This is a genomic window from bacterium SCSIO 12643, assembly GCA_024398135.1.
GTDB lineage: Bacteria > Bacteroidota > Bacteroidia > Flavobacteriales_G > Salibacteraceae > CAJXZP01.
This window is the reverse complement of record CP073750.1, coordinates 2,317,570-2,333,524: the sequence shown is the minus strand read 5'-3', so window position 1 is coordinate 2,333,524 and position 15,955 is coordinate 2,317,570. Positions and strand designations below refer to the sequence as shown.

At 37.6% G+C, this 15,955-nt stretch carries 15 protein-coding genes and 1 riboswitch; of the genes, 12 read left to right on the top strand and 3 right to left on the bottom strand.

Annotation, left to right across the window (positions count from 1 at the left end; genetic code table 11):
* Positions 1–67 precede the first annotated feature (67 nt).
* Positions 68–1,039: a sodium-dependent bicarbonate transport family permease gene (locus tag KFE94_09895; protein ID UTW64992.1), complete on the bottom strand. Its 972-nt coding sequence runs from the start codon at positions 1,037–1,039 to the stop codon at positions 68–70.
* A 2-nt stretch (positions 1,040–1,041) separates the two neighbouring features.
* On the bottom strand, positions 1,042–1,407 hold the full coding sequence (locus KFE94_09890) for a hypothetical protein (protein UTW64991.1): 366 nt from the start codon (positions 1,405–1,407) through the stop codon (positions 1,042–1,044).
* Between the two features lie 90 nt (positions 1,408–1,497).
* Here KFE94_09890 and KFE94_09885 point away from each other — a divergent pair, with 90 nt between their 5' ends.
* The gene (locus tag KFE94_09885; GenBank protein ID UTW64990.1) at positions 1,498–2,421 is read left to right on the top strand and encodes a LysR family transcriptional regulator; all 924 of its coding nucleotides are present in this window, start codon (positions 1,498–1,500) and stop codon (positions 2,419–2,421) included.
* Between the two features lie 45 nt (positions 2,422–2,466).
* On the opposite strand, the gene KFE94_09880 is transcribed toward KFE94_09885, so the two are convergent.
* On the bottom strand, positions 2,467–2,784 hold the full coding sequence (locus KFE94_09880) for a rhodanese-like domain-containing protein (GenBank protein UTW68254.1): 318 nt from the start codon (positions 2,782–2,784) through the stop codon (positions 2,467–2,469).
* 421 nt (positions 2,785–3,205) lie between these two features.
* A riboswitch (SAM riboswitch) is annotated at positions 3,206–3,313 on the top strand.
* A gap of 57 nt (positions 3,314–3,370) precedes the next feature.
* Between KFE94_09880 and KFE94_09875 the strand changes: the two genes are divergently transcribed.
* The 11 genes from KFE94_09875 (at position 3,371) to KFE94_09825 (ending at position 15,954) form a co-directional block, all read left to right on the top strand.
* The gene (locus tag KFE94_09875) at positions 3,371–4,375 is read left to right on the top strand and encodes a homocysteine S-methyltransferase family protein (protein ID UTW64989.1); all 1,005 of its coding nucleotides are present in this window, start codon (positions 3,371–3,373) and stop codon (positions 4,373–4,375) included.
* Positions 4,368–7,034 (top strand): methionine synthase, encoded by a 2,667-nt coding sequence (gene metH / locus KFE94_09870; GenBank protein ID UTW64988.1) that lies wholly within the window; start codon positions 4,368–4,370, stop codon positions 7,032–7,034. The genes KFE94_09875 and metH overlap by 8 nt, the downstream gene beginning before the upstream one ends.
* A gap of 1 nt (position 7,035) precedes the next feature.
* Positions 7,036–7,989, top strand: coding sequence for a methylenetetrahydrofolate reductase [NAD(P)H] (metF, locus tag KFE94_09865; protein UTW64987.1), 954 nt, complete (start codon positions 7,036–7,038; stop codon positions 7,987–7,989).
* Positions 7,990–8,167: 178 nt separating this feature from the next.
* Positions 8,168–8,587: an OsmC family protein gene (locus KFE94_09860; protein ID UTW64986.1), complete on the top strand. Its 420-nt coding sequence runs from the start codon at positions 8,168–8,170 to the stop codon at positions 8,585–8,587.
* On the top strand, positions 8,577–9,752 hold the full coding sequence (locus KFE94_09855) for an aminotransferase class I/II-fold pyridoxal phosphate-dependent enzyme (protein ID UTW64985.1): 1,176 nt from the start codon (positions 8,577–8,579) through the stop codon (positions 9,750–9,752). Before KFE94_09860 ends, KFE94_09855 begins: the two co-directional genes overlap by 11 nt.
* Positions 9,745–10,716, top strand: coding sequence for an alpha/beta fold hydrolase (locus tag KFE94_09850; GenBank protein ID UTW64984.1), 972 nt, complete (start codon positions 9,745–9,747; stop codon positions 10,714–10,716). The genes KFE94_09855 and KFE94_09850 overlap by 8 nt, the downstream gene beginning before the upstream one ends.
* On the top strand, positions 10,713–13,127 hold the full coding sequence (gene thrA / locus KFE94_09845; GenBank protein ID UTW64983.1) for a bifunctional aspartate kinase/homoserine dehydrogenase I: 2,415 nt from the start codon (positions 10,713–10,715) through the stop codon (positions 13,125–13,127). The genes KFE94_09850 and thrA overlap by 4 nt, the downstream gene beginning before the upstream one ends.
* Positions 13,128–13,257: 130 nt before the next feature.
* On the top strand, positions 13,258–13,818 hold the full coding sequence (locus KFE94_09840) for a hypothetical protein (protein UTW64982.1): 561 nt from the start codon (positions 13,258–13,260) through the stop codon (positions 13,816–13,818).
* Between the two features lie 142 nt (positions 13,819–13,960).
* Positions 13,961–14,548: a hypothetical protein gene (locus KFE94_09835; protein UTW64981.1), complete on the top strand. Its 588-nt coding sequence runs from the start codon at positions 13,961–13,963 to the stop codon at positions 14,546–14,548.
* A 29-nt stretch (positions 14,549–14,577) separates the two neighbouring features.
* Entirely contained in the window at positions 14,578–15,399 is an 822-nt protein-coding gene (locus tag KFE94_09830) for a helix-turn-helix domain-containing protein (GenBank protein UTW64980.1), read from the top strand.
* A gap of 78 nt (positions 15,400–15,477) precedes the next feature.
* On the top strand, positions 15,478–15,954 hold the full coding sequence (locus KFE94_09825; protein ID UTW64979.1) for a hypothetical protein: 477 nt from the start codon (positions 15,478–15,480) through the stop codon (positions 15,952–15,954).
* Position 15,955 lies beyond the last annotated feature (1 nt).

Below are 15,955 nucleotides of genomic sequence, written 5' to 3'. Positions count from 1 at the left end.
CCGTTTCCGGAGCTTTTTTTCTCAAACAATATTTCTAACTATGAAATAAAATTTTCGAACTACTAAATCAACTATTACACATCAAAATAATCGAATAATAAAAAGGGATTCCCAGCATCACGTTTATTGGGAAAGTAATACCCAATGCCATTGGCAAATACAATCCCGAATTGGCTTTGGGTACAGCTTGCTTCATCGCTGCGGGAACTGCAATATATGAGGCACTTGCTCCCAGAATAGCAAACAACAACTGATTTCCAATTGCATCTGTTATTTGCATACTGATCCACAATGCCAATAATCCATTAAAAAAAGGCATCACACTAGAGAAGAGAAAAGGATAAATTCCTTTCTTTAAAATTGCCGAAAGATGTTTCCCGCTCGTTAATCCCATATCCAAAAGAAATACTGCCAGAAATCCCTTAAAAATATCCGTGGTAAATGGTTTTATACCTTCAGCTTGTTCTGCTGTGGCTAAAAAGCCAATGATCAAACTTCCTAATATCAACAGCACACTACCATTGGTTAAAGAATGCCATAAAATACCAGACAATCCTGTATTACTCTGACTTCCTCCCTTTTTGAAATATTGAATAAGCATAACTCCAACAATAATTGCCGGAGCTTCCATGAGTGCCATTACAGCAATCATATGCCCATTAAATTCAATCCCTTCAAAATCTAAAAACGATGTAGATGTCACGAAAGTCACTGCGCTGACCGAACCATATGAAGCTGCTATTGCTCCTGCATTTTCTACCCCGAATTTAGACCTCAAAATAAAAAACGAAGCTATTGGAATCAAGGAAGCTAAAAGAAGTCCAAGCCCCATACTATTTACTAATTCCTCGCTCATTCCACTATGTGAAAGTTCTTGTCCTCCTTTAAACCCAATGGATAATAACAAATACATCGAAATGAATTTCGAACTATTCTCCGGAATATTTAAATCACTTTTGATTTGAACCGCTAACACCCCAAGCAAAAAGAACATTAAAGCAGGATTCGTAAGATTCTCCAATAGATTATGAAGGTTCATTTCTAATTACAAATTTTAATTGTAGTCGTTTTCACAAATTCTATCTTCTTTCCTAACTTCTCAGCTTCGAGTAAGTACGAATGAAGAGCCATTTTTGATAGTCCCTCCACTTCCATCGTTGAATCATTAACAAATCGAGTTTTCACTCTATTTTGCTCTCCCTTGTTTTTTACCGTTTCGTCAAACAACGCTTTAGCAGATAATTGTCCCTCTATAGGCTCTTTTTTTAATTGAGATTCTGAAAAACTGTTTTGAACCACCTTGTCAATCATTTTTATACATAACTCCTCATTTCCAAAGGATTCGTTTGTCATACTATCTGGTGCAAACTCCCCCAACCTTGATGCTTGTTGTGCTAAATATGTCATAATACCATTTGTTTAATTCGAAGCAAACCTACATCTTTACAATCATAAATTTTTATTTAAATATTTTATACAAGACATAAATAAAAGTAAATGCATTACACTTTACATCAATTAGAAATATTCTTAACAGTTGTTGATTTACAAAGCATTACAAAGGCAGCAGAAGAACTCCATTTAACTCAACCAGCCATATCAATTCAACTCAAAAAATTGCAGGAACAATTTGAAATTCCATTAATTGAAGTTATTGGTCGACAATTATATGTTACCGATTTCGGTAACGATATTGCCCAAAAGTGTCGTAGAATCAAACATGAAATGGACGAAATTACACATACAGTAAACCAACATAAAGGGCTACTTACAGGGTCGATTAATATTTCTGTTGTATCCACTGCAAAATATATTATCCCTTATTTTTTAAAACCTTTTATGGATCTACATCCCGGAATAAAAATTTCCATTGACGTATCTAATAAGACCAGGGTTCTGGAAGGATTATCTAAGAATAAAACCGACTTTTCCCTCATCTCTGTCTTACCTGAAGACATTCAATTGGAAGCCATAGAGCTGATGGAGAACAGGCTATATCTCACAGGACCGCAGGAGTTTAAAGGGAAAATGAAAAAACCAAAGGATTTAGAGAAAGTGACTCTTCTATTTCGTGAAAAGGGCTCAGCTACTCGAAATGCTATGGAAAAATATTTAAAAAGTAAAAATGTCAATATAGGCACCAGTATGCAATTGGTCTCTAATGAAGCCATTAAACAAACCATCAATGCAGGTATTGGCTTTTCTATTATGCCTCTTATCGGATTAAGAACCGCATTAAACAGCGAAAAAATGAGTATTTATCCATTAGCAGGGTTACCTATCACAACGCAATGGCATCTAGTTCATCCAAAGGGCAAATCATTAAGCCCTGCCCAAAAAGCGCTCATTCAATTCATTAACGACAATAAAAAACAATTGGTGGAAGAACACTTTAACTGGGCTTTGAATCCTTTGGTCTAAATAAGTTTACAAATCATAAAATACAGTGAGTTTCATGCATCCCATCTAGTATTTGGTTATAGTTGGATCAATATGATCCGCCCAGGCCAATATCCCCCCTTTCAAATTATAAAAATTGTCTTTTCCGGTTACACGCATTAAGTAATCTACCACATTCGCGCTACGCACCCCACTTCTACAAATCACCACAACCTTCTTGTCTAGATCTACCTCATCCAAACGTTCTACAAATGAACTTATTGGAATTAAATCGTCACCCAAATTAGCAATCTCAAATTCATATGGCTCACGCACATCAACTAACTGAAAATCAGATTTATTCTCAATTAATTCTTTCAATTCAAATACATCAATTTCCGGTATCATCTTCTATTTCTTTTTTTTCAATTTTAACCTACAAAAAAGGCTTCTCTTGATTGGAGAAGCCTGTTAAAGTTATAACTCTTTTATCTAAAAACTACTCCATATAAATGCCTGAAACGTGCATTGAACACTCCTTCATTTGCATCATATTTCGTGTCATTTTCTTCATTTTTCCGGATACAATTGTAAGACCGTTTGATTCATTTTTCAAAATATTTTTTCTCAAAACACTATTTAAAAAATATTTTTTAATCCAAAATCGGGCTAGTTTTATCAGATGGTATTTACGTTCCTTCCCCTTGATATATCTAAGGTTTCAGACAAACAACTCCCTCTGATTCAGACTTCAAATTTCTTGCTTAAAAAAATTTTATTTCAGAAAAAGTTTTTTTGTCCAACTTTTATTCCTTTACATTTGCAGCACTTATCAAGAAAGACGGAGGGATTGGGCCCTATGAAGTCTTAGCAACCATGACGAGCATGGTGCTAATTCCCATCTCAACAATTCTCCGTTGAGTAAAGATGAGTTAAGTAGCGATCTCTCGCTCCTTCTTTCTTGAAAAGTTTAAAAACTGAAACAAGAAAGATGACAATTACCGAAGTTTTAAAATCACGAATACTGGTACTGGATGGTGCAATGGGCACAATGATTCAGAAATACCAGCTTTCTGAAGAAGATTTTCGAGGTGCTCGATTTGCTGATCATCATTTACCTCTCAAAGGAAACAATGATTTATTGGCACTTACACAACCTGATATTCTCAAAGCTATCCATTCAGAATATTTTGAAGCCGGAGCTGATATTGCTGAAACCAATACATTCAGCTCCACACGTATCGCTCAAGCCGATTACGGTTTAGAAGAATCAGTTTATGATCTGAACTTTGAATCTGCTCGAATCGCCAAAGAAGTTGCTGAAAAGTTTACCCGAAAAAATCCCGAAAAACCCCGATTTGTTGCAGGGTCCATAGGTCCAACAAATCGTACTGCTTCTATCTCTCCGGATGTAAACAATCCCGGATTTAGAGGAATTACATTCGAAGAACTTAAAATCTCATACATAGAGCAGGCGCAAGCCTTAGTAGAAGGTGGAGTTGATATTTTATTGGTTGAAACTGTCTTTGACACTCTTAATGCTAAGGCTGCGCTTTTTGGAATTCAAGAATATTTTGATCAATCAGGAAAACAAGTTCCTATCATGGTTTCGGGAACAATTACCGATGCAAGCGGACGTACACTATCAGGTCAAACTACCGAAGCATTTCATATTTCATTGGCACATGCCCCGTTACTTAGTATCGGATTGAATTGTGCTTTGGGAGCCAAAGACATGCATCCATACCTTCAAGTTCTTAACAAAGAATCTAACTTCTTAGTGAGTGCACATCCCAATGCCGGCCTACCGAATGAGTTTGGTGCCTATGATGAAACTCCAGAGATCATGGGAAAACAAATCGAATCTTTTTTACAAGAAGGTTTGCTCAATATCGTGGGCGGATGTTGCGGAACCACACCAAAGCACATTAAAGTCATTGCTGAATTAGCAGCGCAATATTCACCTAGAAAAGCAAATGCTAACAACAATGAATAATATCAAACCTTTGATTTTAAGCGGACTGGAACCTCTGGTCATTTCATCTGCGAGCAACTTTGTGAATGTAGGTGAACGTACTAATGTAACCGGTTCCAAAAAGTTCTTGCGTCTCATTAAATCTGAGGAATATGAAGAGGCTTTATCCATAGCTAAGGAACAAGTAGAAAATGGCGCCCAAATCATTGATGTAAACATGGATGAGGGGATGATTGATGGAGTGAAAAGCATGGTTCACTTTCTAAATCTCATCGCTTCCGAACCGGATATTGCCAGAGTTCCCGTCATGATTGATTCTTCGAAATGGGAAATCATTGAAGCCGGATTACAGTGCATTCAGGGCAAGGGTGTGGTAAATTCTATCAGCCTAAAATCAGGAGAAGAAGAATTCCTGGAACAGGCTATTAAAATTAAGCGATACGGGGCCGCAGTCATCGTCATGGCGTTTGATGAAAAAGGACAAGCAGATAATCTGGCCAGAAGAATTGAAATTTGTGCTCGTGCCTATCAACTACTAACTGAAAAAATTCAATTTCCACCGGAAGATATTATATTCGACCCGAATATATTTCCGGTTGGTACGGGAATGGAAGAACTCCGAACCAATGCTTTGGATTTCTTTTTGGCAACGAAATGGATCAAAGAGAACCTCCCGCATGCAAAGGTAAGTGGTGGTGTTAGCAACGTATCATTTTCATTTCGTGGTAACAATACCGTTCGAGAAGCAATGCACGCTTCTTTCTTATACCACGCCATTCAAAACGGGATGGATATGGGAATTGTCAACCCTTCTCTTCTGGAAGTATATGATGAAGTCCCAGCCGATTTATTGGAACATGTTGAAGATGTATTACTCAACCGCAGAGTTGATGCTACTGAACGTTTACTAGATTTTGCACAATCAGTAAAAAGTACTTCTAAACAAAAAACTCAGGATGATTCCTGGAGAGAAGAAAAGGTGGAAAATCGCCTCAGCCATGCTTTGGTCAAAGGAATTACAGAATATATCGATCAAGACACAGAAGAAGCACGTAATAACTATGAATTTCCGCTAGAAGTTATCGAAGGCCCATTAATGGATGGGATGAATATCGTGGGAGACCTATTTGGTTCTGGAAAAATGTTTTTACCACAAGTGGTCAAAAGTGCACGGGTAATGAAAAAATCCGTAGCCTACCTCCTGCCCTATTTAGAAGCTGCAAAAACTGCATCATCTAAATCACAAGCTAAAATTTTGTTGGCTACAGTGAAAGGGGATGTCCATGATATTGGAAAAAATATTGTCGGAGTTGTACTCGCCTGCAACAACTATGAAATAGAAGATTTAGGCGTAATGGTTCCCGCTGAAAAGATTTTAAAAACCGCCAGAGAACTCGGTGTTGACATGATTGGGTTGAGCGGATTGATCACTCCATCTCTGGATGAAATGGTTCATGTAGCCAAAGAAATGGAAAAACAAAACTTCTCTATTCCTTTACTGATTGGAGGGGCTACAACCAGCAGAATTCACACCGCTGTTAAGATTGATCCGGAATATAGTGGACCAGTGATTCACGTTCATGATGCTTCCAGAAGCGTTCCTTTGGCCGGGGCTTTGGTTAAAAATCAGGATTATTTCAAAGAAATCAAGGCTGAATACCAATCTCTTCGAGAAGGGTATTTGAACAAACAGAAAGTCAAAAAGTTACTCCCTTTTTCAGATGCGGTTCTAAATAAAAAACAACTGGTTTGGGATGACCAAAAAAATCTCGATCCTGAGTTTACTGGAGTTAAAGTATTTGAAGATTTTGATCTTCAGGAAATTCGCAATTACATCGACTGGACGCCTTTCTTTAGCACCTGGATGCTTAAAGGAAGTTATCCTAAAATTCTGGATCACGAAGTAGTCGGTGAAGAAGCACAAAAACTATTTAACGATGCTCAAATATTGCTAGATCACATCATTACCAACAGAAGTCTCCAGGCTAAAGCTGTTATTGGAATCTTTCCGGCATATAGCCAAAATGAATCTATTCATGTTTTTGATCCTGAACAGTCTCAAAGTGAATTGACTCAGTTTCATTTTTTACGTCAGCAAAGCAAAAAAGCCACAGGCAAACCCAATCATAGTTTAGCTGATTATGTCGCTCCAAAAAATTCTAACCACGGCAATCATTTAGGGCTTTTTGCGGTTACCGCAGGCATTGGAATTGAAAAGTTGATTTCTAAATTCGAACAAGATCATGATGACTACCACGTGATTATGGTCAAAGCTTTGGCCGATAGATTGGCAGAGGCATTTGCTGAACTTATGCACGAAAAAGTCAGAAAAGAATATTGGGGATATGCTCCTGAAGAATCATTATCCAATGAAGCTTTGATTAAAGAATCTTTTCAAGGGATTCGACCTGCACCTGGATACCCTGCTTGCCCGGATCATACCGAAAAAGAAACATTATTTAATCTCCTGGAAGTTCAAAAACACACGGGAATTCAACTCACAGAAAATTATGCTATGTACCCGGCTGCATCAGTTAGCGGATTCTATTTCGCTCATCCTGATGCTTCCTATTTCGGAGTAGGAAAAATCGGAAAAGATCAAGTAGAATCCTATGCACAACGTAAAGGGTTCGACATAGAAGAAGCTGAAAAATGGCTTAAACCAAATTTAGGATACTAAAATGAAAATCACTGAACATATTAAAAACGCTAAAAGCACTTTATTTAGTCTCGAAATTTTACCTCCTAAAAAGGGGGAAAATATTCAGGATTTATACGATCATTTAGATCCGTTGATGGAATTCAATCCACCCTTTGTAGATGTCACCTATCATCGTGAAGAGTACGTATACAAGACTATGCCAAATGGTTTACTTCAAAGAAAATCCACACGCAAGCGTCCGGGAACCGTAGGCATTTGTGCAGCGATCTCCAATAAATACAATGTCACCACAGTACCCCATATTATCTGTGGTGGATTTACGAAGGAAGATACAGAAAACGCATTGATTGATTTAAACTTTTTGGGAATTGACAATGTGTTACTCATTCGAGGTGATGCTATTAAATCGGAACAACGATTTGTTGGGGAACCAGAGGGAAACCAATATGCTATTGATCTTTTGCATCAGGTTAAAGACATGAATCGTGGATTGTATTTAGATGATGAACTGGAAAATGCACATCCTACTGATTTTTGTATTGGTGTGGCGGGTTATCCCGAAAAGCACTTTGAAGCACCTAATCTTAAAACAGATCTCAAATATTTGAAAACCAAAGTAGATGCCGGAGCAGATTATATTGTTACGCAGATGTTCTATGATAATCAAAAATACTTTGATTTTGTGGATTTATGCCGCAAAAACGACATCCACGTTCCAATCATTCCGGGGCTCAAGCCAATCACCACTAAAAAACAAGGCACTTTGCTTCCAAGTATTTTCCATATTGATTTACCCGAAGCATTATCTGATGAAATTGAAAAATGTACGAGTAACAAACAAGTCAAAGAAGTGGGGGTAGAATGGGCTATTCAACAATCAAAAGAATTGATGGATTATGGAGTTCCATCTCTTCATTATTATTCTATGGGCAAAGCTGATCCAGTATACCGCATTGCTCAAGCACTATTTTAATTAAAGCTATAGAAATAAACATTTTACATATCAATTCAATGTACTTCATGATGTATCGAATGATGCTTCATAGGCGCAAGCTTTGTCAAAACTGAACGAATTCACACCAGGTAAATTCTGAAAGTCCCTCCGGCAAAGCATCGCCAGAGGGACTTTTTTTATTCCAAAAACTACGCAAATGAAAATAGAACTAAATCAAAAAGACGGCTTACTGTTTGAGGCTCAAAATGAACTTCAAAATACTATTCAGGTTGGAGTTTCTGACAACTCAGATGCACACCCCATTCGCCCAATGGAACTACTCTTAATGGGAGTTGCAGGCTGTAGTAGCGTTGATGTCATAGGAATTCTAAATAAACAACGTCAGAAAATTGATGACTACAAAGTCGTGGTTCACGGTGAACGTGTAAAAGCCATTCCGGCCATATTCAAATCTATTCACGTAGAATTCCACCTGTTAGGGGATATCCAACCGGAAAAAGCACAACGAGCTATTCATTTATCTATCGACAAATACTGTTCGGTGAGCAAAATGTTAGAACAAGCTACAAATATCACAACACAACTATATCTCAACAACAAAAAATATGAAAACTAAATATCATCCGGAAACACAAGCCATTCGCAATCAACTAGAAGCGACTCAATATGCCGAACATAGTGTTCCCTTATTCCTGACTTCCAGCTTCATATTTGATGATGCGGAAGACATGCGCGCATCATTTGCAGAAGAAAAGGAAAAGAACATTTACAGTCGATTTACCAATCCAAATGCAACAGAATTTATTCAAAAAATTGTAGCGCTGGAAGGAGCTGAAGATGGTTATGCTTTTGCGACAGGGATGGCTGCCATATTCAACACATTCGCCAGCTTATTAAAAAGTGGAGACCACATCATTTCTGCTCGGTCAGTTTTTGGATCTACCCATACTTTGCTTACAAAGTTTCTCCCTAAATGGGGAATTTCATCCAGTTATTTTTCATCCGGAAACCTTTCTAAAATTGAATCCATGATTCGTCCAAATACCAAAATTCTTTATGCAGAAACACCTTCCAATCCCGGATTGGATATTCTGGATTTAGAAGAATTGGCTCGCATTGCGAAAAAGAATAATTTACTGTTGGTTATTGACAACTGCTTTGCAACTCCGATCATTCAAAAGCCTATTGAATATGGTGCGGATTTGGTCATTCACTCCGCCACCAAATTATTGGACGGACAAGGACGTGTACTAGGTGGTGTTGTAGCCGGAAAAAAGAATCTGATTCGAGAAATCTATTTATTCGCCCGAAATACCGGGCCATCCATTTCTCCATTCAACGCATGGGTTTTATCCAAGAGTATTGAAACCTTAGCATTACGCGTGGAAAAACATTCTGCCAATGCCCAAGAGTTGGCTTTTGCTTTGGAAAAGCATCCACAACTGGAAGAAGTACGATATCCATTTTTACCATCGCATCCCAATTACCAACTCGCTAAAAAACAAATGCGATTTGGCGGAAACATTGTCGCTTTTGAGGTCAAAGGTGGTCTTGAGGGGGGCAAAAAATTCCTAAACAAATTACAACTGTGTTCACTTACCGCAAATCTGGGAGACACCAGAACAATTGCTTCACATCCGGCTTCAACCACGCATAGCAAACTTACCGAAGCTGAACGATTGGAGGTAGGCATCACCAATGGTCTTATTCGGATATCTGTTGGACTCGAGCATATTCACGACATCTTAGACGACATTCAACAAGCTTTAGAACATGAATAACACACTGCAATTCATTACCATTCAAAAGTTTGAAAATCACAGACAACAAACTTTTGAAAACATCAAACTTTCATACCAGGTGTTTGGTGCGCAGCTCCACTCTGCACCAATAATACTGGTACATCATGCCCTCACCGGAAACTCAAACGTAGCAAACCCGGACGATGGATGGTGGAAAGATTTGATCGGTAAAAACAAGGTTATAAATACAGATCACTATACGGTGATTGCCTTTAATATTTATGGAAATGGGTATGACCATGCACTCCAAACTGATCATACTTCATTTAATGCCTTTGACATTGCAGCATTACAGTTCCTCGCCATGACTCAAATGGAAATCACACAATTGTATGCCGCAATTGGTGGTTCCATTGGCGGGGGCATTGCATGGGAAATGGCCGTTGCACACCCAGAGTTTATTCAGCATCTAATTCCTATTGCATCCGCCTGGAAAAGTTCGGATTGGATCGTAGGACAAACTTCCGTTCAGGAGTCTATTCTACAACATTCCTCTAAACCGCTGGAAGATGCCAGAATGATGGCCATGCTATTCTATCGTACTCCTGTTTCGTTTGATTCCAAATTCAACCACAAAAAAACTAATCAGAATATTCCTGTAGTCAGTGATTGGCTCCAATTTCATGGAAAATCTTTAGCGAAACGTTTTCAGGTTCAGGCTTATCGTACGATGAATTACATTTTATCTACGATCGATATCTCGAAACAAAAAGATTCGATAGAAGCAGCTTTAAAACCACTACAATCTCATGTGATTCAAATTGCAATTGACACAGACATCTACTTCCACAAGGATACGAATTTGAATACCAAAAAAATTTTAGATCAATTCGATGTGACCAATTCATACCATGAAATTCAATCAGTTCATGGACATGATGCTTTTCTCATCGAATACGATCAGCTATCACAAATACTAAAACCATATTTCTCCATATCATGAAAATCTTAAAATTCGGAGGGTCTTCCCTCTCCAATGACAATGGATTAAAAAATGCCATTGAAATCATTGAAAACAAATCAAAAAACGAATCTATCGCTGTGGTTGTTTCTGCAAGAGGAAACTCTACAGATACTTTAGAAAACATGCTTACCAAAGCGAGTCGAGGCCAGAATTACAGCCATGATTTAAGCGTATTCAAACGTTACCAACTGGCCCCTGAAATCAGTCTGGATTTATTTCATGAATTTGAATTACTGAAAAATACTTTGGAAGCAGTACGTACTTTAAAAGATTACAGCCCATCCGTAAAAGATTTGGTTCTGGCGCAAGGGGAAATTTTATCGGTAAAGATGGTGACCGCTTTATTGAAAAAAAGAGGGATTCATGCGATTGAAGTACATGCCAAAGAATTATTGGTGACCGAAAATAAGGATGGGATTCACACCGTTGATGAACAGCAATCATTAGCAAAGACACAATCGTATTTCAAAAAAATTGCTCCAAATACGATTACAATCATCACCGGATTTATTGCAGCCGATCGTTCAGGACAAATCACAACTTTAGGGCGAAACGGCAGCAATTATTCTGCTTCACTAATTGCACAATTTATTGGCGCTGAAGAAGTATTAAGTTACACCAATGTCAATGGTATTTTTACCGCAAACCCTGCACAAGTAGACGATGCTACCAGTATCCCAAATCTCTCCTATCAGGAAGCACATGAATTGGCCAATTTTGGCGCTTCAATTCTTCATGAAAAGACCATTGCACCTTTAGCTCAAGCCGCTATTCCTTTGCGAATTTTGAATACTTTCAACCCTGAATTTAATGGCACTACCGTAAGCTCAAGAGCCCATCAAAACGGTGTGAAATCCATATCTGTCCAAAATCAGGTGAGTTTGATTCATATTACCGGAGCTGGTCTATTGGGTAAAGTTGGAATTGATGCACGCATCTTTAATACACTGCAAAATCTGAATGTAAGTATCGGTATTATTTCTCAAGGTTCTTCTGAGCGTGGCGTAAGTTTTATTGTTGCCAAAGAAGACGCTTCCAAATCCATTGTAGCATTAGAAGATACATTCAAATACGAACTCGCTCACCACGATATTGATCAAATTAGTGCAGATGAGCATATTGGTGTGATTACCATCATTGGTCAAAATCTAAATGAGTTTCATAATCCTTTAAAATCGCTAGCGCAAAACAACATCGAGATCTTGCTCATCAACAACACTTCTAATGGTAACAATATCAGTCTGGTGGTACAAAGTAAGGATATTGATAAAGCTGTACACCTTATCCATGCACAGATATTTGGAATTTCTAAGAAAATCAACGTGGCTATTTTCGGAAAAGGTACCGTAGGAGGTTCATTAATCGATCAAATCGTTCGTTCTCAAAAAAAGATTGAAAAACGAAAAGGAATTCTACTGAACATATTTGCAATTGCAGGCTCATCTCAGTTATTACTGGATAAAAACGGGGCGCCATCCGAATGGCGTACAGCTTTCAAAAAAGCACCGGAAAACTTTTCAAATGTTGATGCGGTTATTCAGTTTGCACAGCAGAATCATCTGGAAAATCTGGTCGCCATTGACAATACAGCCAGCGATGGTTTCACTGAAAAATATACTACTCTCATTGAAAATGGTTTTGATCTGATTTCTTCCAATAAACTCGCAAACACAAAGAGTTTTGAGTTTTATAACGATCTACGTTCTACACTACAGCAATATTCTAAAAACTATCTTTATGAGACCAATGTCGGTGCGGGATTACCGTTGATTGATACTATCAAACTTTTGCATGATTCCGGGGAAAACATCACCCGAATCAAAGGAATATTCTCGGGATCATTAAGCTTTTTGTTTAATCAATTTTCTGAGCGTGATGAATCATTTAGTACCATTCTTCAGGAAGCGATAAACTTAGGATATACCGAACCTGATCCACGAGAAGATTTATGTGGAAATGACGTGGCTCGAAAACTATTGATTCTTGCCCGCGAATTGGATTTGGAAAACGAGTTTGAAGATATCGAAATTCAAAACCTGGTTCCGGAAATCCTACAAGACTTAAATCAAACAGACTTTTTGGATCACCTGGATCAATTTGATACGGAATATGAAAAGATCAAAAGTCAACAATCCGAAAATCATGTTTTGCGTTATGTGGGTGATCTCTATGGAGACCTTCAACAAAGTACCGGAAAGTTAAAAGTGGAATTGGTTTCAGCATCTAAATTTAGCGCTTTGGGACAAGTCAGTGGTTCTGATTCTATCATTGAAATCTATACCGAATCCTACGGTGACCGCCCTATTGTAATTCAAGGAGCCGGAGCAGGCGCAGAAGTTACTGCCCGAGGAGTCTTTGGCGACCTGATGCGCATCGCAGATAAGAAATAGACTGATTAAGGAGCACAGAAATGTGCTCCTTTTTATACCATAAATGGAGCCTATTTCATCTATTCAGAAAATGAATTTGACCCGGGATAATCATTTGATATATTAGCTGGTTCAAATTGTGATCATCAAGATGACAAAACAACTTCAAATATTAAAACTCATCCTTGGTCTGATTTTCCTCATCCATTCCAGATCAGTCTGGAGTTGTTCCTGTATGGGAACATCAAACATTAAAACCTCCATCAAAGAAGCTGATTATATTGTTACAGGTAAAATTCTGGATTCTCAAATTGTGCGGATTTGGTCGGATACATCATATACCAAAAGTCAATATGAAACAGCTCAAAAACAAGGTACATTAACCAATTATGAGGAGTGGAAAAACAGTAACATCAACTTCAATATCCAGCTGATAGATTACGCTCTCTTAGTAGAAACAGTTTACAAAGGGAAAATTCAATCAGATACCATTACCATTCGCACAGGATTCGGAAATGGAGACTGTGGATTTCCGTTTCGTATTGGAGAAAGCTACCTTAGCTATGGGAAGTATGAGAAAAATGTAAACTACAGTTCTGAAAAACTCGGAAGAAGTCAAAAAGAACTTCAAGGCATCTTTCGAACAAATATTTGTTATCGTACACGACCCTTAGTTGATGCTCAAAGTGATTTGGAATATTTAGATAAATAGTGCTACATCTCCCGACTCACAAATGATTACAACCCATTTACACTAATTTACGTTTCGTAACACGCTCTTGATATGGAGTCCGGTAGATTTGATTCAAATTGCAAAAAGCAATCCATTGTTTCACTTTAAATACCAATTTGTTATGAACTATTTATCATCCTTTTTTTTACTGCTCATCTTCACAGGGTGTAGTCTTACTCCTCAACAATTCACTTTATCATCTGCTTCATATTCTTCGGAAATTTCAAGTTCATCTTATACACTTCCTGTAGACTTCTTTATTTCTAATTGGAATCAGCACAATGAAAACAAAAAAGCAGAACCTTATCATCTTAACCTTCAAATTGAACAAACTACACCGAATGAATTCACCTTCATTATTTCTATGGAACTTGAGAAGAACTCTTATTACATTTCGCCTTATTCAGATGGAAATTTCACGGGCAAATTCGGCACTTGTCTTAATAAAAACGTACATCTAAAACCAATTGGAAAAATGAAAGAGTTACCCCAATCCAAAGAAACCAAAAATCCCTGGGGAGATTTCATGGTCAACTTTGTCTATGATAACACACTCTATAAACAGAAATTCACATTCAATCCTGAGGAAGATTTTAAGGTTGATGGACACATCCATTTTACCATCGAACCACGATGCACTTTTGAAGAAATCAGTTATACCATTACCAATAAATCCGGAAAAATAACCGTAGCAAAAAAACAATGTTAACCTCTTAGAACCCATTATATTTGTTCTTGATGGAATCGGGAATAGAAATTAAAAACAAAATTCAGCATGGAATCAATTTCAAAATTTCCCCTTTCCGCAAGAATATCAGACAAACACCTCCACATAAGCATCATAGTTATTTCGAGATCGTTTTCTTATCCAGCGGTCAGGGCACACACGCTATAGATACCAATGCATTTGAGATTGACACTCCTTGTATTTTTATTGTTCGTCAGGACCAGGTCCATCACTGGGATATTCAATCTGAACCGGATGGTTACGTATTAATCATCAAAAAACCACTCGTAGATCAAAGTCACGATAGTGAATTCAAAAATCTTTTCTCTCAATTAAGTCTGTACCCCTATATCTCCCTTTTTGATTCAAAATCTATCGTTCAGATTTGTCAAATTTTAGATAGAGAGCACCAAAAACAAAACAATTCACATCTGGTCTTGGAAAGTCTGATCAAATCGCTCATGGCTTTGATTTTACAATCCGCCAAGAACACCTCCGTTACAACCGCCTCTAAGAAAAGTACTTTTCAAAAATTCAAAGACTTACTACTTACAGAATTACGGAATTCGCATCAGGTGGCTTTCTATGCTCAGGAACTACATACCACTCCACAAAATCTAAATGCGATTTGTAAAAAAGAAACACAAAAATCCGCCTCATCGGTTATTGCAGATGAAATCCTGAATGAAGCAAAAAGAATGCTTTTATATACTGACCTCAGCATCACTGAAATCGCTTACAACCTTGGGTTTAAAGACAATTCTCATTTTACCAAGTATTTTAAACGTCACACTGAATTACTTCCTTCCCAATACAAGAATCAAAGTTCATAACCACCATTGTTTTTTCATATAGACCATTTTTTACTACATGTGAAATCGATTTTTGTCATGTAATTTAAAATGATCAAAATGAGATTTATCACATATAGTTTTCTGATACTCTTTCTAGGAGCATGTTCAAAAAGCACCCCAAAATCCGTTGACGGAAAATGGATCAAAGGATCAGAACAAGACAAAATTGAAAGTATTGAACGACAGTTTAGAGGTTTTGACCTGGCGATGGTCGAAACGGGTTACCGTTACAAGGAGCTGTTTTGGGCCGGTCAAGATCAAAACTGGGAATATGCCCAATATCAAGTTGAAAAGATTGAAAAAACAATTAAAAATGGTTTAGAACGAAGACCAAAGCGTGCAAAATCTGCAGAGTTTTTTCTCGCTCAAATTCTACCCGAAATGAAAAAAAGCATTGAACTTCAGGATTCTACTATTTTCAACAAAAACTTTGAAGTTCTTACGCGAAACTGTAATGCTTGTCATGCCATGGAAAATGTAGCTTACTTCACCGTAAAGCAACCGCTTGATAGGCCATCACCTATTCGAAAATAAA

Bases quoted from the DNA above. Each gene is read 5' to 3' on its own strand.
- KFE94_09875 (UTW64989.1), top strand. From the start codon at position 3,371: ATGACAATTACCGAAGTTTTAAAATCACGAATACTGGTACTGGATGGT.
- KFE94_09825 (UTW64979.1), top strand. From the start codon at position 15,478: ATGAGATTTATCACATATAGTTTTCTGATACTCTTTCTAGGAGCATGT.
- thrA (UTW64983.1), top strand. From the start codon at position 10,713: ATGAAAATCTTAAAATTCGGAGGGTCTTCCCTCTCCAATGACAATGGA.
- KFE94_09850 (UTW64984.1), top strand. From the start codon at position 9,745: ATGAATAACACACTGCAATTCATTACCATTCAAAAGTTTGAAAATCAC.
- KFE94_09840 (UTW64982.1), top strand. From the start codon at position 13,258: ATGACAAAACAACTTCAAATATTAAAACTCATCCTTGGTCTGATTTTC.
- KFE94_09890 (UTW64991.1), bottom strand. From the start codon at position 1,407: ATGACATATTTAGCACAACAAGCATCAAGGTTGGGGGAGTTTGCACCA.
- KFE94_09835 (UTW64981.1), top strand. From the start codon at position 13,961: ATGAACTATTTATCATCCTTTTTTTTACTGCTCATCTTCACAGGGTGT.
- KFE94_09830 (UTW64980.1), top strand. From the start codon at position 14,578: ATGGAATCGGGAATAGAAATTAAAAACAAAATTCAGCATGGAATCAAT.
- KFE94_09860 (UTW64986.1), top strand. From the start codon at position 8,168: ATGAAAATAGAACTAAATCAAAAAGACGGCTTACTGTTTGAGGCTCAA.
- metH (UTW64988.1), top strand. From the start codon at position 4,368: ATGAATAATATCAAACCTTTGATTTTAAGCGGACTGGAACCTCTGGTC.
- KFE94_09885 (UTW64990.1), top strand. From the start codon at position 1,498: ATGCATTACACTTTACATCAATTAGAAATATTCTTAACAGTTGTTGAT.
- metF (UTW64987.1), top strand. From the start codon at position 7,036: ATGAAAATCACTGAACATATTAAAAACGCTAAAAGCACTTTATTTAGT.
- KFE94_09895 (UTW64992.1), bottom strand. From the start codon at position 1,039: ATGAACCTTCATAATCTATTGGAGAATCTTACGAATCCTGCTTTAATG.
- KFE94_09855 (UTW64985.1), top strand. From the start codon at position 8,577: ATGAAAACTAAATATCATCCGGAAACACAAGCCATTCGCAATCAACTA.